We start from the raw sequence: 21,636 nt of genomic DNA on the forward strand, positions 1-21,636 counted from the left end.
ACAATGTACTACTCAATATATATATAAAATAAACTAAGATTTCCGGAGGTGGGGAGTTGTTTAAGTACATTGTAAAAAGGTTGTGTTTGAGTTTAGTAACTATTTTTATTGTAATTACTGCTACTTTCTTTCTGATGAGGTTAATGCCAGGAGGTCCATTTGATGGTGAGAAAAATTTGCCGCCAGAAATTAAGGCTAGTTTGGAAGCTAAATATGGACTTGATAAAAGCCTTGGACAACAGTATGTAAAGTATTTAAAGGATTTACTTCATGGTGACTTAGGTCCAAGTATGAAGTATAAAGGACGTACTGTTCAAGAGATTATTGGTTATTCTTTTCCTTCATCAGCTAAATTAGGAGGAGTGGCCATTGTTATTTCTTTAGTATTTGGCATTCTGCTAGGAATACTAGCTGCACTGAAGTATGGTAGGTGGCCTGACTCTTTATGTATGGTATTGGCAACTTTAGGGGTGACGGTTCCAGGATTCGTAATTGCAACCTTGTTAATGTATGTCTTTGGCGTTAAACTTCGAGTGGTTCAGATTACTGGGCTAAATGATTGGAAGAGTTTTATTCTTCCTTCTATAGCATTAGCAGGCTACTCTATAGCGTTTATTTCAAGGCTTACAAGGTCTAAGCTTTTAGAAGTTCTAAAATCAGATTATATAAGAACTGCTAAAGCTAAAGGGGTCAATGGGAGAAATATAATATTTAAGCATGCTTTAAGAAATTCTCTGATTCCTGTTATTACTTACTTAGGACCACTTATAGCTGGAATTTTAACTGGAAGCTTTGTTATTGAGAAAATCTTTGCTATTCCAGGTCTAGGCAGAGAGTTTGTACAAACCATTAGTAACAGAGACTACACATCTATTTTAGGAGTAACCATATTTTACAGTACACTTCTAATTATGTGTAACTTAATCGTGGATATAATGTATGTAATTATTGACCCAAGGATTAAGTTAGAAAATGTGGAATCGTAGGGGGACGGTGTATGGAGTACAACGAAAATATTAATAAGAGTTTTGAAGATGAATTTATCTTTGTTGGGGATGAGCAAAAGGTTGATGATTCAATTAATAGACCAAGTGTTTCTTATTGGAAGGACTCTTGGAGAAAGTTGAAAAAGAATAAGCTTGCTATTATTGGATTAATATTCATAATTCTCATAGTCTTATCTGCCATATTTATTCCAAAGTTCTCTAAATATGATTATGTATCTAATGACTTAACAATAACTAATCAATGGCCGTCTGCTGAGCATTGGTTTGGAACAGATAACTTAGGGAGAGATGTATTTGTTAGAGTTTTATATGGTGCAAGATATTCCTTGATCATTGGTTTTGCAGCCTCCTTCTTAAATTTAATCATTGGTATTATTTATGGAGGTGTAGCAGGTTTTGCTGGTGGATGGGTTGATATGATTATGATGAGAATTGTAGACATAATAGACTCTATACCAATGACCATATATGTAATTCTCCTTTTGGTTATTTTTGGTAAAGGTGGATTGTTTAATATTATTATCGCTCTGGCAATATCCTATTGGATAAGCATGGCTAGAATAGTTAGATCGGAAATTTTACAGCTTAAACAGCAGGAGTTCGTATTGGCAGCACGTACTTTAGGTGCATCAAGTAAGCGAATATTATTTAAACATCTTATACCTAACTGTTTAGGATCAATTATAGTTACTTTGACATTACAGATTCCTTCAGCTATTTTCACAGAAGCTTTTTTAAGTTTTATCGGTTTAGGGTTAACACCGCCAAAAGCTTCTTGGGGAACATTAGCAAATGAAGCACTTCAAACATTGGCTTTATATCCTTATCAAATACTTTTCCCAACTTTAGCAATATGTTTAACTATATTATCTTTCAATATGCTTGGTGATGGACTTAGAGATGCTCTAGATCCAAAGGTTAAGAAATAGGGGGTGCAATCATGAGTGATTTTTTACAAGTAAATAATGTTAAAACCTCATTTTTCACTCAGTTTGGAGAGGTTCAAGCCGTTGGGGGAGTTTCGTTTGGACTCAATAGTGGAGAAGTTCTTGGGATTGTTGGAGAATCAGGTAGTGGTAAAAGTGTAACTATGTTATCTATAATGAGACTTTTAGATGATAATGGTAAGGTTAAAGAAGGTGAGGTTTTATTCGAAGGAAAAGACCTTGTAACCATGAGTGAAGCTGATATGTGTAAAATCAGAGGAGATGCCATAGCAATGATTTTTCAAGATCCGATGACGTGCTTGAATCCTTTGATGACTGTAGGAAAGCAGCTCATGGAGCCTCTTAGAATTCATAAAAATATGAGTAAGGATGAGGCATTTAATAGAGCTGTAGAGCTTTTAGGGTTAGTAGGAATACCAAGTCCTAAAAGCAGAATGAAACAGTATCCACATGAGTTTTCAGGAGGGATGCGACAAAGAGTTATGATTGCAATGGCTCTAAGTTGTAACCCAAAGCTTTTAATTGCGGATGAACCCACAACGGCTTTAGATGTTACAATACAGGCTCAAATTCTTGAAATTATGAAGGATATAAAAAATAAATTGAATACTTCTATTATACTAATAACCCATGATTTAGGTGTTGTTGCGGATATTTGCGACAAGGTTAATGTTATGTATGGTGGACTTATTGTGGAAAGTGGAGCTGTAAATGATATCTACTACAATCCAAAACATCCATATACATGGGGACTTATGGAAAGTGTTCCAAACCCTAATACTTTAGCAAAGAAAAGATTGAAACCCATTGATGGTCAGCCTCCAGATTTATTTAAACCACCAAAAGGGTGTCCGTTCTATGCTAGATGTAAATACGCAATGAAAGTTTGTCAAGAAAAAAGACCAGCCTTTTATGAAATATCCAAGGGGCATAAAGCTGCTTGCTGGCTTAATGATGAAAGAGCTCCTAAGATTGAAGTTCCGTTAAAGGGAGGGGAAGCAGATGAGTAAAAGTGATAATTTAGTAGAGATAAGAAGTTTATGTAAGTATTTTCATACGGGTAAATCTTTTTTTAAAAAAAATACTGGGGTTTTAAAAGCTGTGGATGGTATTTCGCTTGAAATAAAGAAAGGTGAAACTTTAGGCTTAGTTGGAGAATCAGGTTGTGGCAAAACCACCTTTGGAAGAACTTTAGTGAAGTTATATAATCCTACGGCTGGAGAGATTTTATATGATGGTTCTGACATAAGTAGTTTATCTAATAAAGAAATGCTCAAATATAGAAGTAAAATGCAGATGATTTTTCAAGATCCCTATGCATCTTTAAATCCAAGGATGACTGTAGGTGACATTATAGGTGAGTCACTAGATATTTATAAGATATGCTCAGGTAAGGAAAGGGAAGAAAGAGTGAAGTATTTCCTTGATAAAGTTGGACTAAATCAAAGTCACATTAATAGATATCCACACGAATTTTCAGGTGGTCAACGTCAAAGAATTGGTATTGCCAGGTCTTTAGCAGTTAATCCTGAGTTTATTGTTTGTGATGAACCTATATCCGCTCTTGATGTTTCTATACAAGCTCAGATTATTAATATGATTGAAGATTTACAAAGGGATTTCGGTTTGACTTATTTATTTATTGCTCATGATTTATCAATGGTAAAACATATTTCAAATAGAGTTGGAATTATGTATTTAGGAAAACTTGTTGAGATTGCAGATAGTGCTGAAGTTTATGCAAGACCTATTCATCCTTATACTAATGCTTTACTATCAGCTATTCCAATTCCGGATCCAGAAGAGTCAAAGAAGAGAAATAGAATAATTTTAGAGGGAGAAATTCCTTCACCAATTGATCCACCACCAGGATGCCGATTTAAAGGTCGCTGCAGATATGCACGAAAAATTTGTGGTGAAGTTGAGCCGGAGCTTAAAGAGGTATCACCTGGTCATTGCGTAGCTTGTCATTTATTTAATAAATAAATATAAGATTAAAGGAGGATATTTAATGAAGAAATCAAAACTACTAGCTGCTATGCTTGCCGTGGTAATGACAGGAACTTTGTTCTTTGGATGTGGTAAATCTAAGGATACATCCGAAACTCCAAAAACAGATGATAAGCAAACTGAAACTCCAGCAGAAGATCCAGCACCAGAGGTAGAACAGAAAATTGTTTATAATCTTGGAGCAGATCCTAAGACTATAGACCCACAATTAAATTCAGCAGTAGATGGATCAACAATCATTCATAATGCTTTTGAAGGATTGATGAGAGAAGATTCAACAGGACAAATAGTACCTGCTGTAGCAGAAAAGTATGATGTTTCTGAAGATGGAACAGTATATAAGTTCTACTTAAGAAAAGATGCAAAATGGTCTGATGGAAAACCAGTCGTAGCTGGTGATTTTGAATATGCATGGAAGAGAGCTTTAAATCCAGAGGTAGCTGCAGAATATGCGTATCAGTTATACTACATTAAAAATGGAGAAGCTTTCTATAGCAAGAAAGATGGAGTTACTATTGATGATATAGGAGTTAAAGCTTTAGATGACAGTACATTAGAGGTTACTCTTGAAGCTCCATGTCCATATTTCTTATCCTTGGCGGCTTTCCCAACTTACTTCCCAACAAGACAAGATATTATTGAAGCTAATGGGGACAGATGGGCATTAAGTCCAGAAACTTATATAGGAAATGGACCATTCAAAATGTCAGAATGGGTTGCTAAAGAGAGTATGACTTTTGTGAAAAATGAAAACTATTGGGATGCTGCAAATGTTAAGCTTGAAACATTGCAAGTTAAATTAATTGATGATGAAGTTACTTATTTAAGTGCTTTTAAGGCAGGGGAAATTGATGTAATTGAATCACCACCACAAGCTGAAATTCCATCATTAGTTGCTGCGGGAACAGCTGAGATTTATCCTTATTTAGGAACTTACTTCTATGTAATTAACTTATCAGATAATGGTAAAAATGTAGATGCAAAAGCAGCTGAGTTCCTTGCAAATCCAAAGGTTAGAGAAGCACTTACTTTAGCTATTGACAGAACTCTTATCGCTGATAAGGTGGCTCAGGGTGGGCAAAAACCTGCAACTAGCTATGTTCCAGAAGGTGTATTGGATTCAGCAGGTAAGGAGTTCCAAAAGGATTATTTGCCACCAACAGCTGATATAGAGCAAGCTAAGAAGCTTCTTGAAGAAGCTGGATATCCAAATGGTGAAGGTGCACCAACTGTTACCTTTACATTTAATACAGGCTCAGGACATCAAATGATAGCTCAAGCTATTCAAGATATGTGGAAAAAGAATTTAGGAATTGATATTGAGTTGAAGAATGAAGAGTGGGCTGTATTCCAAGATACAAGAACTAACTTCAACTATTTAATAGCTAGACATGGATGGATAGGTGATTATAATGACCCAATGACATTCTTAGATATGTGGACAACAGGTAATGGTCAAAATAATTCTGGATACTCAAATCCTGAATATGATGAATTAATTGCTGCTGCTAAAGTGGAAATAGACGACGCTAAGAGAACAGAAATGTTACACAAGGCAGAGGATATTTTAATGGGAGATCTACCTATAATTCCAATATACTTTTACACAAATGTACTTTGCATAAATCCAAAGGTTCAGGGCACTTATAAATCACTTCTTGGACAAATGGAATTTAGAGATGCATATGTGGAGTAGTGAGCAAAAATAAAGTATAGCATAGATATTTTGTAATAATAAAGCTCCTAGGAGAGTTTATCCTAGGAGCTTTTCATGCAAAAAAATAAAAACGAAAAAAATATTTCAAAAAACACGAAAAAACACTAGCACAATGTAAAAAACTATGCTATTATAAATTCTATGTTTGATGACATAATTCATCCATTTTATTTTTATGGGGTAATTATTATTATATAAAATGAATGGAGCTGTGTCAACATAAATTTAAAAAAAGTTTAGGAGTAGATGCTTTATGAATACTAAATATGTTTTTGTTACTGGAGGAGTTGTATCTTCGCTAGGAAAAGGAATTACTGCAGCTTCATTAGGAAGATTATTAAAGAATAGAGGACTAAAGGTTACAATACAAAAGTTTGATCCATATTTAAATGTTGATCCAGGTACAATGAGCCCTTATCAGCATGGTGAGGTATTTGTTACTGAGGATGGGGCTGAAACAGATTTAGATTTAGGGCATTATGAAAGATTTATTGATGAAAACTTAAGAAAGAGTTCAAATGTAACAACAGGTAAGGTTTATTGGTCAGTTATTTCAAAGGAAAGAAGAGGAGAATATCTAGGGGGAACTGTACAGGTTATTCCTCACATTACTAATGAGATAAAGGAAAGAATTTGTGAAGTTACGAAGGATGAAGATGTGGATGTTGTTATAACTGAAATTGGTGGAACAGTTGGAGATATTGAATCGCAACCTTTCTTAGAGTCTATAAGACAAATTCAATATGAAGTAGGAAGAGAAAATACCTGTTTTATCCATGTTACCTTACTACCATATTTGGGTAAGGCTGGAGAACTTAAAACTAAACCTACCCAGCACTCGGTTAAGGAATTGAGAAGTATTGGAATTCAGCCAGATATTATAGTTTGCAGAACAGAAAAAGAGATTTCTGAGGATGTTAAAGCTAAGATAGGATTATTCTGTAATCTTGATGGAAAAAATGTAATACAAAATTTAGATGCTGATCATTTATACGAAGTACCGTTAATGTTACATAATGAAGGTTTAGACAGGTTAGTATGTGAAAAGCTGAATTTAGGCTGTAGAGATATTGACAACTCCAATTGGACTACAATGATAAACAAAATAAAAAACCTTAAAGAAACAACTACTATAGCTTTAGTAGGAAAATATGTTGAGCTTCATGATGCTTATATTTCTGTGGTAGAAGCCTTAAACCATGGAGGATATACTAAAGGAACAGCTGTTGATATAAAGTGGATTAATGCTGAAGATGTTACTGCAGAAAGCGCAGATAAGTTATTTAAAGATGTAGATGGAATTTTAGTGCCTGGAGGCTTTGGTGATAGAGGGGTAGAAGGTAAGATAGAAGCCATAAGATGGGCACGAGAAAATAAAAAACCATTCTTAGGAATATGTTTAGGTATGCAGTGCTCTGTCATTGAATTTTCTAGAAATGTTTTAGGATTTGAGGGAGCTAACAGTGCTGAAATAGATGGGGATACAAAGTATCCTGTTATAGATTTAATGATAGATCAAAAGGATATCGAAAACCTTGGAGGAACTATGAGACTTGGAGCTTATCCTTGCCAGTTAAAGAAAGGGTCGAAAGCTATAGAAGCTTACGGAAGTGAGCAGGTTAATGAAAGACACAGACATAGATATGAATTCAATAATGAATTTAGAAGCCAGCTAGAAGAAGCTGGTCTTGAAATAACAGGAACAAGTCCTGATGGAAGATTAGTAGAAATCGTTGAAGTAAAGGACCATCCATGGTATGTAGCAGTTCAGTTCCATCCAGAGTTAAAGTCAAGACCAAACAGACCTCATCCACTATTTGAAGGATTCGTTGGAGCAGCTTTAGAAATGAAAAATTAAATATTAAAGTGAGAATTTCTATGGAATACTTATGAAATAGATAATAATAGAAACTCCACAGGAATTTCTACATTAAATCTTCATTTTTCGCTTTTCATCCTTTGACTATAAAGAGGTATGACTTTCGTCATAACTCTTTTATTATTAGGTTTCAATTGGTAATTTTATAATGACCTTGAACAAGTCGCCATCGCACTTAATTTTGATGGTTCCGTTATGAAGTTCAATAATAGTTTTTGCGATGGCAAGGCCAAGGCCTGAACCATCAACGGAGGAGGTTCTAGATTTTTCACCACGGACAAATCTTTCTAAGATTTCATTTTCATCAAAGTCTAAATCATATTTTGAGATGTTTTTTACTTCTATAACACAATCACTAACTTCGTTGATAACGCTAAGATATACTCTGGAGTTTTCCAAAGAGTACTTAATTGCATTGCAGATTAAATTATCCATTACTCTTGACATACGGGCTCCATCTACATTTACAATGCAGCTTTTATCACCAATAACCTTAAAGGTAAGATGCTTATCTTCACCTAGAAAAGCTAATTCACCAAGATTTTGATGGATTAACTCCACCATATCAACATTAGATTTTTCAAGGATTATTTGGCCAGAAGTCATTTTTGACATTTCAAATAAGTCTTCTACCAGGCTTTGCAGTCTTGTGGCTTTATTATCTAAAATTGAAATGTAGTCACGTATCTCTTCTTGACTTAAGTTTTCATCCTTTAAGATATCAACGTAATTTACGATGGAGGTTAAAGGGGTTTTTAAATCGTGAGATACGTTTGTGATTAATTCTGTTTTTAATTTTTCATTTTTTATTCCAGCCTCTATTTTGTTTGTGTAATTTATTTTTAATTTATTTAAGGCAATGCCGAGATTTTTGAAGTTCCCTAAGGTTTCAGGATTAATAGTTACATCTATATCCCCAACTTCAATTTTGTTTAAGTATTTAAGAAGTTTTTCACTGTTGTTAACAGATTCTATTACACGAATAATAATTGCTATAGGTACAAGAACCATAGTTAATATTAACAAGTACCCAGTGAAATCTGGAATATAAGTAAAATATACTCCTGTGTTGAACAAATAAGATAATGGAAGATATATTATCCAAAATACACCAAGGTATATAAAGATTTTATCATATAGAATTCTTTTTAAAATTAAACCTATATGAGTAAAAGTAAAAATAGCAGCTTTATACCCACGGATAACAATTATATTACTATAAATAAGAAGATAATTTTTTAGGGTCATTCTTTTTATACTTACCAAGTGTTTTAAAGTTAAAGTTAAGAATAAAAGAATAAAGGGTATTGATAAGTAAATCCTTAGAGATACAATATTCGCAATATAGGTATATTTTGTACCTCTGATGAAGTAAATTTCCTCTAAGTCTGGGTTAGGAGCAGTGTAAGCTCCATTGTAGTATCCATAAGGAGTTTTATAATGGGTAATGTCTTCAGAGCTGAAGATTATTACATCATCTTCTTGGGATAACTTGACCAAGGCTTCTTTAGGATGAATTTCACTATAAGGGTAATCTTTAAACCAGTTTCTATTTGAGAAGGTTCTTCCAGTATTTTTATCAATTAAGAGAAATCCAACATCCCCATTAAAAGTAAACTCAAAATCTGATTGAAGAGCTTCTGCTTCTTTCGGATTTTCACATTGAAGTACCTTAGAAAATCCAGTGGTAAAACGAAGTAAGTCTTCTCTTAAGGTGGTTATGTCATTTCTAAGCATTTCCTTTTTGAACTTGTCTTCGTTAATTAATGAGGTAATATACACACTAGTTTTATTAGTGTAATTGTCATAATCAACTAAGGAAAGTTTATAGAATAAAGGAATGGCAGTAAGGCTAATAATGATAATTAGTATAAGTTCCATTTTCATCAGGGATTTATCATAGTTGAAAAACCATTTTTTAAAAAGGTTAATTAAAGAGGTCATTGGTCTTCACATCCTTGCATAAATCTTTATTTTATTGTTGAATCCACGATTTTATAGCCAACGCCCCACACAACTTTAATATATTCTGGATTTTTAGCATTAACTTCTATTTTTTCTCTCATTCTTCTAATATGAACAGTTACTGTATTTTCACTGTGGTAAAAGGGAGCTTTCCATACATTTTCATAGATTTCCTTTATGGAGAACACCTTTCCAGGATTTGAAGCGAGCAAAACTAAAATACCATATTCAGTAGCTGTAAGTTTTATTTCTTCACCTCTTAAGGTGGTTGTTTTCTTTGTTGTGTCTATTTCTAAATCTTTGATAATTATTTTATCTTTCACATTAATATTTTCTACATTTAAAGGTTTTTCGTAGCGGCGAAGCTGAGATTTTACTCTTGCTAAAAGTTCTAGATGGTTAAAGGGTTTTGTTATGTAATCATCAGCACCACTGTTTAATCCTATAATTTTATCAACATTTTCAGATTTTGCTGAAAGGATGATGATTGGAATGTTTTGATCCTGACGTATTTTCAAGCAGGTTTTTATACCGTCTAGTTTTGGCATCATCACATCCAACAGAATGAGATGAATGTTGTTTTCACCAAGTAGTTCTAGAGCTTCAATGCCATCGTAGGCTTTATAAACATTGTAACCCTCTCTTTTCAAATATATCTCTATGGCGTTGCAGATTTCTTTTTCATCATCTACAACTAAAATATTATAGTTAATCATTGATACACCTACCTATGTATTTATTTAAATTAGAATTAAGAACATAGCATTGTTAAACACTTTTTAATTATACTTTTTAAAAGGTTAAAATTAAAGACTTAATAATTTTAAGTTCAATATGTGGAGTTCTTTATCTACAATTATATTGTATAACAAAAGTCTGTTAAAAGTATTAAGAGATTCTTACATATTAGCTTGATATTTAAAAGTTCTGTTCTCAAAGTATTTATTGGGAACAGAACTTTTAATAGATTATGGAAGGCAGAATTTTAAATTATATTAAGTAGGTTATTACTTTATTAGAATGCCCAATTTCCATCTGTAAATATAGGGGTTTCAGTACCATCAAAAGCAATACCTGTAATGTTTAAATCCTTTGTTCCAATCATGAAGTCAACATGAACTAAAGAGTCATTACCGCCACTTGCCATTAATTCCTCTGTAGACATAGTTTTACCACCCTTAATTGTAAGATTATAAGCTTTACCAAAGGCAAGGTGACAGGATGCATTTTCATCATATAGAGTATTGAAGAAGATTGTATTTGAATTAGATATAGGAGAATCAAAAGGAACTAAAGCAACTTCGCCTAAGTGAGCTGCACCTTCGTCTGTGGTAACTAGACCTTTTAAAGCATCGTAGCCTTCTTCAGCTTCGAAGCTAACAACCTTTCCGTCTTTAAATTCAAGGGCAAAGTTGTTAATTAAAGCCCCTCCATAGTTTAAAGGTTTTGAACTGACAACTTTTCCGTGTACTCCATCTCTTTTTGGCATAGTGAATATTTCTTCTGTAGGCATGTTTGCAATAAACTCGATACCTGCAGAGGAGGATTCAGCACCGCCACACCAAATATGATTAACTGCTAAATCCACATATAAATCTGTTCCCAGATTATTTGTGAAGTGTAAAGTTTTAAAGTTCTTTTTATTTAAATAGTTCATTTTAGCTATTAAGTTATTTTTATGAGTTTCCCAGGCAGCTATAGGGTCAGCTTCATTAACTCTAACTACACTGAAAATTGTTTCCCATAATTTATTTATAGCTTCTTCTGGAGAAATGCCAGGATAAACTTTCATTGCCCAAGCTTTTGTTGGAAGGGAAATGATAGACCATGGGTTTTCATTAGTCATGATTCTAGTACTAAATTCTCTTGTTGCAATGCTGGCTGATTTTTTTGCAGCTGCGATTTTAACAGGATCTATACCTTTCATTAGTTCAGGGTTAGAAGCACTGATACTTAGAATAGCTGCACCTTTTTTTGCATAATGAAGAACGGAGTCACGAAGCCAGTCTGGGTAATCTTCAAGTACTTCAATTGGAGAGTATAGATAATTTAATCTGGTACATTGTTCGTCGTTCCATAGTACCACAACTTCACTAGCACCTTTTTTATAAGCTTCTTCAACAAGAATTCTTGTGAAGTCTGCACATTCTACAGGTGACTTTACAACTAGTATTTGATTCTTTTGAAGGTTAACACCGATAGATAAGCTTAGGTTTGCATATTTTTTTAGCATTTCTGAATTAATCATAGTTAACACACCCCTTAAATTTTATTGAATTATTATGGTACGCCTTCTACTTTTGAAGGTTTGTTGATACTAAGTTATTTTTTGATAAGTTAAAGAAATATTTTATTTTCAGTTTGTTAGTTTTAGTATTTCATATATTTTAAATAATAAATATCCTATCTAAAAATTATTATATCATAGGTAGAAAATATTGTTAAAAGTTTTAAGGCTTGTCATCACTAGAATTTTAAACAAGTTTTAATGAATTAGTTATAATTTACAGGGAAATTTAGTATTTATATAGTAAAGTAATTATTTTTCATTAAATGAAACCTTAAATTAGAGATATTAAAAATATTAAATAGATATAGAAGGGATGAGGAGCTTGGAGTTAAATAACTGTTTAAATGAGATAAAAATTAGATTATCAAAGAATTTTAAGATTCAGGAGGAGGTTAAAATGTTCGATGAATCTATAGATTTATATGGTTATTGGACAGAAGAATTTGGAAGAACTCTTTTGGGAAAAGACAAAATTATTGATAAATATGAATGTAATGAGCATTGTATTGTAAAAAGTGTTGACAATTTAAGTGACGATAATTTAAATGATTTTTTTAATTATTTAAAAAGATGTTGTAAGGATTTGGTATGCCCTCATATTGAACATAAGACTACTTATATAACAGGAATTTTATTAGTAAGTAGAGGTGGAATTCATGACACATTAATAAAAAAAGTGATGAAATTGAAGTATACAAAGAATTATAGATATTCGCTTTTCGGGTGGAGTGTGGTACGGATTATGGTGATAGATTTGGAAAATGGGAAAAGTTATTATAATAAAGCTGCTGGAGATCTTGAAGAAAAACTAAAGTTTATAAGTTGATATTTTTAGACTTTAACATATGAAGTTATATGTTAAGTGATATTTTGTAAATAATTCAGTATAAATTTATATTTTATATTGGATTAAATATAAAAGGAGGGATTATATGAACTCGTTGTTGTTATTATTAATCTGTATAGGTATTTTCCTTGTTGCCTATGTTACCTACGGTTCGTTTCTTGCTAAAAAGTACGGAATAGACCCTACAAGGAAAACTCCGGCACATACTTTAAGGGATGATATTGATTATTGTCCAGCTAACTCTAAGGTTTTACTTGGTCACCATTTCTCATCTATAGCAGGTGCTGGTCCTATAACTGGACCTATTCAAGCAGCTGTATTTGGATGGATACCTGTATTTTTATGGATTATTGTAGGAAGTATTTTTATTGGTGGTGTTCATGATTTTGGATCTTTAGTTGCATCTATAAGACATGATGGAAAAACTATTGGTGAAGTAGTTAAGGTGAATATGGGACAAAGAGGAAAAATGCTCTTTAACTTATTTGGATGGCTTACTATTGTTTTAGTCGTTGCAGCTTTCACTGACATTTGTGCATCTACCTTTGCATTTGATTCAGTAAACCCACAAAATGTAATGGGGGCTCAAGCTGGTACTGCATCAATGCTTTTTATCATTCTTGCCATGGTTTTTGGAGTTCTTGTTTATAAAAGAGGCGCAAAGCTTTCAATAGCATCTTTCATTGGAATTATCGTTTTATTAATATGCATAGTTATTGGTTATCAATTCCCTGTACTTAAATTTTCGAAGCTTACTTGGCAGATTATTTTGCTTGTTTATATTTTCTTAGCATCAACATTACCTGTATGGCTTTTACTACAGCCTAGAGATTACTTATGCTCATTCTTGCTTTATGGAATAATTATTGGTGCTTTGTTGGGAATAATAATTAAACATCCAACACTTCAGATTGCAGGATATAATGGATTTACAGTAAATAATAATACATTGTTCCCATTCCTGTTTGTTACTGTAGCTTGTGGTGCAATTTCAGGGTTCCACTCCTTAGTTAGCTCAAGTACAACTTCTAAGCAGATTGATAAGGAAGAGCCAGATGCTAAGCTTATCGGATACGGTGCAATGCTTATCGAAGGTGTAGTTGCTGTTATCGCCTTAATAGCTGTTGGTTATGTTGCAAAAGCAGAGGGGACTCCAGCACAGGTTTTTGCAAATGGTGTTGCAAACTTTATGTCTAGCTTTGGAATTCCTGAAGCAGTTGGTGTGGTATTTGTAACCTTATGTTTCTCTGCATTTGCATTAACAAGTCTTGATACAGCAACAAGAATAGGCAGATATATTTTACAAGAGCTTTGTGAAGGCAAGGATGGAAGAAAAACAGTAGTTAGTAAAAATAAATATCTTGCAACAGGTATTACCATTTGTGCATCTTTTGTTTTAATTTTATATGGATATGTTAAGATATGGCCAATTTTTGGTTCTGCAAATCAGCTTTTAGCAGCTTTAGCATTACTTGCAATAACTGCTTGGCTTTCAAAGAATGGCAAGAAGACCTGGGCAACAATTATTCCGATGATATTTATGTTTATTGTAACTCTTTCAGCTTTAGGACTTCTTATCAAACAATATCTTTTCAGTGTAGATAAAAATTACATTCTAGGGATAATTGCATGTGTTCTTTTAGTACTATCTCTTGTATTAATTTATGAAGCATACAATACTTTAGTAAAGAATAAGAAAACAGCAGCTAAATCAAAATAATGTAAATAGATAAATGTGAGGATGTAGTTATAATCAATTGGATAAACTACATCCTTATTGTTTTTGTGAAAAATAAGGAAGGATTTGTATAAACACTGCATATTACTATTTAATGTGGAGAAAATTTATGTTATAACTATATAGGAAAGTTTTTTGCCTTGATTGTTGCAAGGTGATAATATTCAGGAGGTGAATCTTGAAATTAGTGGGATCATAACCATTAAATTTTAAGGTAAAATGTTTGAAGATTACATAAATAGTAATGGAGACAAAATTGTTAATGATTTGATTGAACTTATAAATATTAAAACGGTAAATGATATGAAAAAACCGAATATGCCTTATGGAGAAGGGGTATACAAGGGGTTAAAATATATTTTGGATAAAGGTAATAGCTGGAAGTTTAAGACACAAAATTATCTTGGGCATTGCGGTCATATTGAAGCTGGTAATGGTGAGTACACCATTGGGATTCTATGTAATGTAGATGTGCCAGAGCCAGTAAAGCAGTGGACAAAGAATCCATTTCTGGGTGAAGTGAATGATGGAAAGATTTATGGCTTAGGAGCAAGAACTACAAAAGGATCTTTAATAGCGTGCTTATATGCAATGAAGATTTTAAGTGATGAAGGGCTAATTCCTGAAGATAAAAAAATTAGACTTTTGCTTGGCTGTGATAAATATAAAGATGGAAAAAGTATTAATTATTATAAAGAATATGAAGGTGCTCCTGAGATAGGGTTTTCTCCTGATGGAGTGTTCCCAGTTATATATGGTGAAAAGGGTATTATTGATTTAACCCTTAAAATGAGAGTTCCTTGTGATTATGAAGCACCAATAAATATTGTAGAGATTTCAGGTGGGAAAAAGGGGCAGGGAGTCCCTGATAAAGTTAATATGATTTTAAGCTGTGAGGAAATTTTTAAGATTAAAATAGAAGAGGAATTAAAAGCCTTCGCTCAAGAAGAGGGCCTGGAATATAAAATCATAACTCAAAACAAATTGGTTTGGATTGAACTTCAGGGTAAAAGTGCAAGAAGCTGTAATCCAGAGGACGGGGTAAATGCCATTTCTTACGGCATGAAGTTTCTTGGAAGATTTGAGGAGGTTATGGATAGAAAAGCCTTAATAGATGAGTATGAGAAGCTTATTTCCACCACATATCATGGAGAAAGAATAAACTGTAATTTTAAGGGTGATGAATCTGGAGAGTTCACCTTTAATGTAGAGGAAATAAAGGTGGATAGTGAAGGAGCGACTATAATGGTTAATATCACTCATCCAATCTCATATCTTTATACCGAAGTTTTAGAGCAGGTAAAGGATGGATTTAAGTATACAAATCTTAAAATAGATTCCATTGACCATGCAAGACCGATTACCTTTTCTAAGGATAGCTTTGTGGTTAAAAAGCTTTTAAAGGCCTATAGAGATGTAACCGGAGATAAGGAAAGTGAACCATATACAATGGCGGAGAAAAGCTTTGCTAGAGCTATAAGTAACACCATAGCCTTTGGTCCTGTGTTTCCGACGGAAGCGAAGGAGGAGTTAAGTTCAAAAGAGTATATTTCTATTGAAAACTTATTTAAGCTAGTAGAGATATATGCAAGAGGTCTGATTGAGCTGATGAAATAGGATAACTACGAAGGCGGATAAAGAATGGAGGGGAATTACTATTCATAAATTGAAAAGAAAATATATATATTTAATTCTTACACTATTATGGATAAGTTTTATTTTATATATGTCATCTAAGCCTGCGGTGGAGTCTGCTGCGGCTAGTTCACAAATTGTAGATTTTATATTAAAATGGTTTGGTATAAGCAGTGAATATAGTGAAAGTATATCTTTTGTAGTGCGAAAAACAGCACATTTTACTGAGTATTTTATTCTTTCTGGCCTTTTAACGGCCACATATGGTGCTTTTACAAATAAAAAATATAATTACTCATTTATTTTATTGATGGGGGTAATGACAGCTTTAAGTGATGAATTTCTTCAGGGTTTCATAGAAGGAAGAAGCTCAGAAGTAAGAGATGTACTAATTGATTTTAGCGGAGTTGCTGCATTTATAGTTGTTTTTAGGGTTTTTATTTATAATAAGATATTTTCTTCGATGAATTATTAAAGGGAGTATTTCAAAGATCTGTTTAAAGTTTAAATTATGAATTTTGAATCTGCTTATGCTTATGGTTTCAAGATGAAATATTTGATCATCAATTGAAAGGTAAAATTAAGTAATTTTGGAGGGGACAGTTTATGTATATTGGCATTGATTTAGGGGGAACTAATGTAGGTTTTGGTATTGTTGATGAAGATAATAAGTTTTTATTTAAAGATTCTATACCAACAAGAAAAAGCTTAAATTATGAAGAAGTTTGTGATGATATAATAGAACTTATTAAAAAGGCAGTGAAAGCCTTAAATAAGGATTTAAATTGTGTTAAAGGTGTTGGAATTGGAGTTCCGGGTATTGTAAATCCTTCAAATGGAATGGTGATAGAGTGTGTGAATTTAAAGTGGAAGAATATCCCTGTTAGACAATACTTAGAAGAAAGATTAAATGTACCAGTGTCTATTGGAAATGATGCTACGGTTGCTGGTGTTGCAGAATTTACAGTTGGCGCTATGAAGGGTTATAATTCTGGAGTATTATTAACTCTTGGAACGGGAATAGGAGCTGGAATAATAATAGATGGAAAGGTTTATGATGGGGCCCATGGTATCGGTTCAGAAATTGGACATGTTATTGTTGGAGAGAATTTTTTTGATTGTAACTGTGGAAGAAATGGATGCCTTGAAACCTTTTGCTCCTCAACAGGCATCATAAAATATGCACAAAAGTTGATAGAAGAAGGAAATAAGACTTCTATGGAGGAAGAAATTCAAGGTGACTTAAATAAGATTAATGGAAAACTAATCTTTGATGCAGCTAAAAATGGAGACAAGATAGCTAATGAAGTTGTAAGCAGAATGGTTAAATACTTAGCAATAGGAATAGTTAATACAGTAGCTATCCTTGATCCAGAAGTTATTGTAATTGGTGGAGGGTTATCAGCTGCCGGTGAATTTTTATTAAATAAAATAATAAAAGAAGCAAAGGAAAGAGTATATTTCAATGGTGCTCCAATAGGAGATATTGTACTGTCTAAAATAGGTAATGATGGCGGTATTATAGGAGCTGCGAATCTTTGCAGGTTAAATAAAAAATAGCATAAAAAAACGAATGATATAAGAACTTAAATCTTTTAAAGGTTTAAGTTTTTTTTGTTTACAAAAAATACATAAGTCCGCATATATTTCAATAAATTCTCTGGAAATGCTAATAAATTTGAAAAAAATATGAATTTTCCCTTTAGGGGTTTAAAATTATTAAAAAATGTATTATGATAAAAATACGAACAATAAAATAATGAAAAAATATATTATTCGTGTTTATTAAGGGGGGACGTGGATGTGAGTAAGATTTTCACCATCTTTGTGGAAAAGAAAGACCAATTTAATAAGGAAGCTCAAGGACTGCTTTGGGAGTTTAAAAATTTATTAGGCATTGACAATATTCAAAGGGTTCGATTGATAAATAAATATGATATTGATGGAATTGATGAAAAGGAACTTGAAGCAATAAAATACACAGTTTTAAGTGAAATCAACACCGATGATTTATATGATGAGACCATTGATTTAAGTGGAAGTAAGTCTTTTTTAGTGGAATATCATGAAGGTCAATATGATCAAAGAGCTGATTCAGCTGCACAATGTATTCAGCTTATGACTGAAAAAGAGGCACCAACGGTTAAATCAGGAAGACTTGTGGCTGTATATGGTGACGTTTCGAAAGAAGATATGGAGAAAATTAAAAAGTACTACATCAATGGAGTGGATTCTAAAGAAAGCTCTATGGAGAAGAAAATATCTATTAATGTAAAGCAAAATCAGCCTAAGGATGTTGAAATAATAAATGGATTTATAGAAATGAGTGTTGAGGAGTTAAGAGAATTTTTAACTGAAAGATCTTTATCTCTTAATGAGGGAGATATAGTTTTAATAAGGGATCACTTTAAAAACTTAAAGAGAAATCCAACAATAACAGAAATTAGGGTTTTAGATACATATTGGTCTGATCACTGCAGACATACAACTTTCCAAAGGGAGCTGCAGGAAATAGACTTTGAAGAAGGTAAATTCATGAAGCCCATTAAGGAAGGCTTTGAAATATATAAGAAATATAGAGATGAAGTATATAAAGATAAAGAAAGAGCAATGACTTTGATGGATCTAGCTGTTATTGCTATGAAAAAGCTTAGAAATGATGGTAAGCTTGATAAACTTGATCAATCAGAAGAAATTAACGCTTGTAGTATAAAGGTTAATGTGGATGTAAATGGAACAGACGAAGAGTATCTTTTAATGTTTAAAAATGAAACCCATAATCATCCAACGGAAATTGAACCATTTGGAGGAGCTTCAACTTGTTTAGGTGGTGCTATCAGAGATCCGCTTTCAGGCAGAAGCTACGTGTTTGGTGCAATGAGAATAACAGGGTCAGGAGATCCAAGAGTTTCAATAGAAGAAACATTAAACGGCAAACTTCCTCAAAGAAAGATTACTAAAGAAGCAGCAAAGGGGTACAGCAGCTATGGAAATCAAATTGGACTTGCTGCTGGATATGTTAAAGAAGTATACGACGAAGGATACATTGCAAAGCGAATGGAAGTTGGAGCTGTTTTAGGTGCTGCACCTGCAAAAAACGTAATTAGAACAGTGCCAGCTCCTGGAGATGTTGTGGTTTTAGTTGGCGGAAGAACAGGAAGGGATGGCATAGGAGGAGCTTCAGGTTCATCGAAAGAACATACTGAAAATTCAATCGATGAATGTAGTTCAGAGGTTCAAAAGGGTAATGCCCCAACGGAAAGAAAGATTCAAAGATTATTTAGAAAAAATAAGGTAACAACATTAATTAAAAGATGTAATGACTTTGGTGCAGGTGGTGTGTCTGTAGCAATTGGAGAGCTGGCAGATGGCCTTGAAATAAATTTAGATTTAGTTAAAAAGAAGTATGAAGGTTTAGATGGCACAGAAATAGCGATTTCTGAATCTCAAGAAAGAATGGCAGTAGTTGTTGAAGCAGATAATGCTGAAAGGTTCATAAGCTACTGTGAAGAGGAAAACTTAGAGGCTGTAGTTGTTGCTAAGGTTACAGAAGAGAAAATCATGAAGATGCTTTGGAGAGGCAAGGAGATAGTTAACTTATCAAGAGAATTCCTTGATACAAATGGAGCTAAGACCTTCGGAAATGTAAAAGTTCAATGTCCTAAGGAAGAAGAGAATTATTTTGAATCTATTAAAAAATATGACACTTTGAAGGATGCCTTTGAAAATGTGATGCAGGATATCAATATAGGTTCACAAAAGGGACTTATGAATATCTTTGATTCATCCATTGGAGGAAATACAGTTCTAATGCCTTATGGCGGAACAACACAAAGAACTCAGACAGAAGGAATGGTATTTAAGATTCCAGTGGAAGAGGGAGACACTAGCACTACAGCTGTTATGGCTCACGGCTTTAATCCAAAGATGGCTAAATGGAGTCCATTCCACGGTGCAATGTATGCAGTAGTTGAAAGTGTCGCTAAGGTAGTTGCCTTGGGAGGAGATTTAAATAGCATATATCTTTCATTCCAAGAATATTTTGAAAGACTTGGGGATGACCCTGAAAAGTGGGGTAAACCATTCTCAGCTTTACTTGGAGGTTTATATGCTCAGCATGAACTTGAGATAGCTGCAATAGGAGGAAAGGACAGTATGTCTGGAACTTTTAAGGGTTTAACAGTACCACCAACGTTAATTAGCTTTGCAGTAACTACAGGAAATATTAACACTGCTATATCAAATGAATTTAAAGAAGCAGGTAGTAAAGTTGTACTTGTTAAAACTCCTCAAAAGGATGACTATACAATAGATTTCAAAGAATTTAAAAGAAATCTTTCATTAGTAAGTGAGGCAATTAAAGAAGGAAAGGTTTTAGCTAGTGCTACGGTAGCTTATGGTGGAATTATTGAAACCTTAGCTAAAATGTGTTTTGGAAATAATGTAGGGTTAACTATTAATGAGAATCTTTCATTGAAGGAATTACAAAGAATTACTTATGGTTCAATGGTTCTTGAAGTAAGTGAAAATTTTGAAGTGAACAATGAAAATATTATAGTCATAGGAAAAACTAAGGAAACACCATGTATTGAAAGAGCTAATGAAATAGTAGAGTTAAATCATATCTCAGATATATATGAAAATGTTCTAGAGGATATTTTTAATAAAAAGTACAAGGGTGAAGTTAAGCATTTAGAGATGAAAAAAGAAATTCTTGAATCAGGCAAGAGTGAAAGTAAAATAATATCACCTATGATAAAGATAGCAAAACCAAAAGTATTAATTCCAATCTTCCCAGGTACAAACTGTGAGTATGATTGCGAGAGAGTCTTCGCGAAAGCAGGAGCTGAAGTTGACACTGTAATTTTCAATAACCTGACTCCAAGGCATATAAAAGAAGCCATAGAAGCCATGGAAAGGAAGATAAGTGGATCTAACATCATTATGCTTCCAGGGGGCTTTTCAGCAGGAGACGAGCCAGATGGTTCAGGTAAGTTTATAAATGCTATCCTAAGAAATGAAAAAGTTAAAGAAGCTGTAATGGATCTTTTAAATAGAAGAGATGGGTTGATATTAGGCATATGTAACGGCTTCCAAGCACTAATTAAACTTGGTTTAGTACCTTACGGTGAGATAAGAGAGATTGGTGAGGATAGTCCAACATTAACACATAACTTAATTGGAAGTCACCAAAGCACTATGGTTGAAACAAAAATTGTTTCAACCAAGTCACCTTGGCTTTCAAGCTGCAAGGTTGGAGACATCCACAGGGTTCCAATCTCACACGGTGAAGGAAGATTTGTTGGAAATGAAGAGTTTATAAGAAAGTTATTTGAAAATGGACAGGTTGCCACTCAATATGTAGATAGAAGTGGAAATCCAACTTATGATATTAACTTTAATCCAAATGGTTCAGTTTATGCCATTGAAGGGATAACTAGCCCTGATGGAAGAGTCTTTGGGAAAATGGCCCACAGTGAAAGAATTGGTCATGGAGTTATTAAAAATGTACCAGGAAATCACGATATGAAGATCTTTGAAAGTGGGGTTAATTATTTTAAGTAAGCCTCAAGACGTGGAATTTACTCCTTCGACTAAAAG

At 33.3% G+C, this 21,636-nt stretch carries 15 protein-coding genes; 12 read left to right on the plus strand and 3 right to left on the minus strand.

Annotated elements, in window-relative coordinates; all coding sequences use genetic code 11:
- Nucleotides 1-56: 56 nt before the first annotated feature.
- From BN1075_RS14800 to BN1075_RS14825, 6 genes are all read left to right on the plus strand, one after another.
- Entirely contained in the window at nt 57-986 is a 930-nt protein-coding gene (locus BN1075_RS14800) for an ABC transporter permease (protein WP_040193987.1), read from the plus strand.
- Nucleotides 987-997: 11 nt separating this feature from the next.
- A complete protein-coding gene (locus BN1075_RS14805; protein WP_040193988.1) occupies nt 998-1,936 on the plus strand; it encodes an ABC transporter permease in 939 nt (312 codons plus the stop codon).
- 11 nt (nt 1,937-1,947) lie between these two features.
- The gene (locus tag BN1075_RS14810; protein ID WP_040193990.1) at nt 1,948-2,964 is read left to right on the plus strand and encodes an ABC transporter ATP-binding protein; all 1,017 of its coding nucleotides are present in this window, start codon (nt 1,948-1,950) and stop codon (nt 2,962-2,964) included.
- Nucleotides 2,957-3,940, plus strand: coding sequence for an ABC transporter ATP-binding protein (locus BN1075_RS14815; protein ID WP_040193991.1), 984 nt, complete (start codon nt 2,957-2,959; stop codon nt 3,938-3,940). Before BN1075_RS14810 ends, BN1075_RS14815 begins: the two co-directional genes overlap by 8 nt.
- Before the next feature lie 25 nt (nt 3,941-3,965).
- The gene (locus BN1075_RS14820) at nt 3,966-5,660 is read left to right on the plus strand and encodes a peptide ABC transporter substrate-binding protein (RefSeq protein WP_040193992.1); all 1,695 of its coding nucleotides are present in this window, start codon (nt 3,966-3,968) and stop codon (nt 5,658-5,660) included.
- A 274-nt stretch (nt 5,661-5,934) separates the two neighbouring features.
- Nucleotides 5,935-7,539 carry a CTP synthase gene (locus tag BN1075_RS14825; RefSeq protein ID WP_040193993.1) on the plus strand — a complete coding sequence of 535 codons (1,605 nt, stop codon included), beginning with the start codon at nt 5,935-5,937 and terminating at the stop codon, nt 7,537-7,539.
- A 144-nt stretch (nt 7,540-7,683) separates the two neighbouring features.
- Here the strand turns inward: BN1075_RS14825 and BN1075_RS20845 are convergent, their stop codons facing one another.
- The 3 genes from BN1075_RS20845 to BN1075_RS14840 form a co-directional block, all read right to left on the minus strand.
- Entirely contained in the window at nt 7,684-9,504 is a 1,821-nt protein-coding gene (locus BN1075_RS20845; protein WP_052406569.1) for a sensor histidine kinase, read from the minus strand.
- A gap of 26 nt (nt 9,505-9,530) precedes the next feature.
- On the minus strand, nt 9,531-10,238 hold the full coding sequence (locus BN1075_RS14835; RefSeq protein WP_404989247.1) for a response regulator transcription factor: 708 nt from the start codon (nt 10,236-10,238) through the stop codon (nt 9,531-9,533).
- A gap of 302 nt (nt 10,239-10,540) precedes the next feature.
- Entirely contained in the window at nt 10,541-11,773 is a 1,233-nt protein-coding gene (locus BN1075_RS14840) for an aminopeptidase (RefSeq protein WP_040193995.1), read from the minus strand.
- A gap of 439 nt (nt 11,774-12,212) precedes the next feature.
- Between BN1075_RS14840 and BN1075_RS14845 the strand changes: the two genes are divergently transcribed.
- The 6 genes from BN1075_RS14845 to BN1075_RS14870 all read left to right on the plus strand — a co-directional run bounded on the left by BN1075_RS14845 (nt 12,213) and on the right by BN1075_RS14870 (nt 21,600).
- Entirely contained in the window at nt 12,213-12,641 is a 429-nt protein-coding gene (locus BN1075_RS14845; RefSeq protein ID WP_040193997.1) for a DUF8052 family protein, read from the plus strand.
- Between the two features lie 106 nt (nt 12,642-12,747).
- Complete coding sequence (locus BN1075_RS14850) at nt 12,748-14,382, plus strand: carbon starvation CstA family protein (RefSeq protein WP_040193998.1); 1,635 nt, start codon at nt 12,748-12,750, stop codon at nt 14,380-14,382.
- Between the two features lie 237 nt (nt 14,383-14,619).
- A complete protein-coding gene (locus tag BN1075_RS14855; RefSeq protein WP_040193999.1) occupies nt 14,620-16,017 on the plus strand; it encodes a Sapep family Mn(2+)-dependent dipeptidase in 1,398 nt (465 codons plus the stop codon).
- A 49-nt stretch (nt 16,018-16,066) separates the two neighbouring features.
- Entirely contained in the window at nt 16,067-16,510 is a 444-nt protein-coding gene (locus tag BN1075_RS14860; protein ID WP_052406570.1) for a VanZ family protein, read from the plus strand.
- Nucleotides 16,511-16,641: 131 nt separating this feature from the next.
- Nucleotides 16,642-17,595, plus strand: coding sequence for an ROK family protein (locus BN1075_RS14865; RefSeq protein WP_040194000.1), 954 nt, complete (start codon nt 16,642-16,644; stop codon nt 17,593-17,595).
- A gap of 237 nt (nt 17,596-17,832) precedes the next feature.
- Nucleotides 17,833-21,600 (plus strand): phosphoribosylformylglycinamidine synthase, encoded by a 3,768-nt coding sequence (locus BN1075_RS14870; protein WP_268871546.1) that lies wholly within the window; start codon nt 17,833-17,835, stop codon nt 21,598-21,600.
- Nucleotides 21,601-21,636: the final 36 nt, after the last annotated feature.

This window comes from Clostridium culturomicium (assembly GCF_000821305.1).
In the GTDB taxonomy this organism is placed as follows: Bacteria; Bacillota; Clostridia; order Clostridiales; family Clostridiaceae; genus Clostridium_J; species Clostridium_J culturomicium.

Bases quoted from the DNA above. Each gene is read 5' to 3' on its own strand.
- BN1075_RS14810 (WP_040193990.1), top strand. From the start codon at position 1,948: ATGAGTGATTTTTTACAAGTAAATAATGTTAAAACCTCATTTTTCACT.
- BN1075_RS14815 (WP_040193991.1), top strand. From the start codon at position 2,957: ATGAGTAAAAGTGATAATTTAGTAGAGATAAGAAGTTTATGTAAGTAT.
- BN1075_RS14845 (WP_040193997.1), top strand. From the start codon at position 12,213: ATGTTCGATGAATCTATAGATTTATATGGTTATTGGACAGAAGAATTT.
- BN1075_RS20845 (WP_052406569.1), bottom strand. From the start codon at position 9,504: ATGACCTCTTTAATTAACCTTTTTAAAAAATGGTTTTTCAACTATGAT.
- BN1075_RS14855 (WP_040193999.1), top strand. From the start codon at position 14,620: ATGTTTGAAGATTACATAAATAGTAATGGAGACAAAATTGTTAATGAT.
- BN1075_RS14840 (WP_040193995.1), bottom strand. From the start codon at position 11,773: ATGATTAATTCAGAAATGCTAAAAAAATATGCAAACCTAAGCTTATCT.
- BN1075_RS14825 (WP_040193993.1), top strand. From the start codon at position 5,935: ATGAATACTAAATATGTTTTTGTTACTGGAGGAGTTGTATCTTCGCTA.
- BN1075_RS14805 (WP_040193988.1), top strand. From the start codon at position 998: ATGGAGTACAACGAAAATATTAATAAGAGTTTTGAAGATGAATTTATC.
- BN1075_RS14820 (WP_040193992.1), top strand. From the start codon at position 3,966: ATGAAGAAATCAAAACTACTAGCTGCTATGCTTGCCGTGGTAATGACA.
- BN1075_RS14865 (WP_040194000.1), top strand. From the start codon at position 16,642: ATGTATATTGGCATTGATTTAGGGGGAACTAATGTAGGTTTTGGTATT.
- BN1075_RS14850 (WP_040193998.1), top strand. From the start codon at position 12,748: ATGAACTCGTTGTTGTTATTATTAATCTGTATAGGTATTTTCCTTGTT.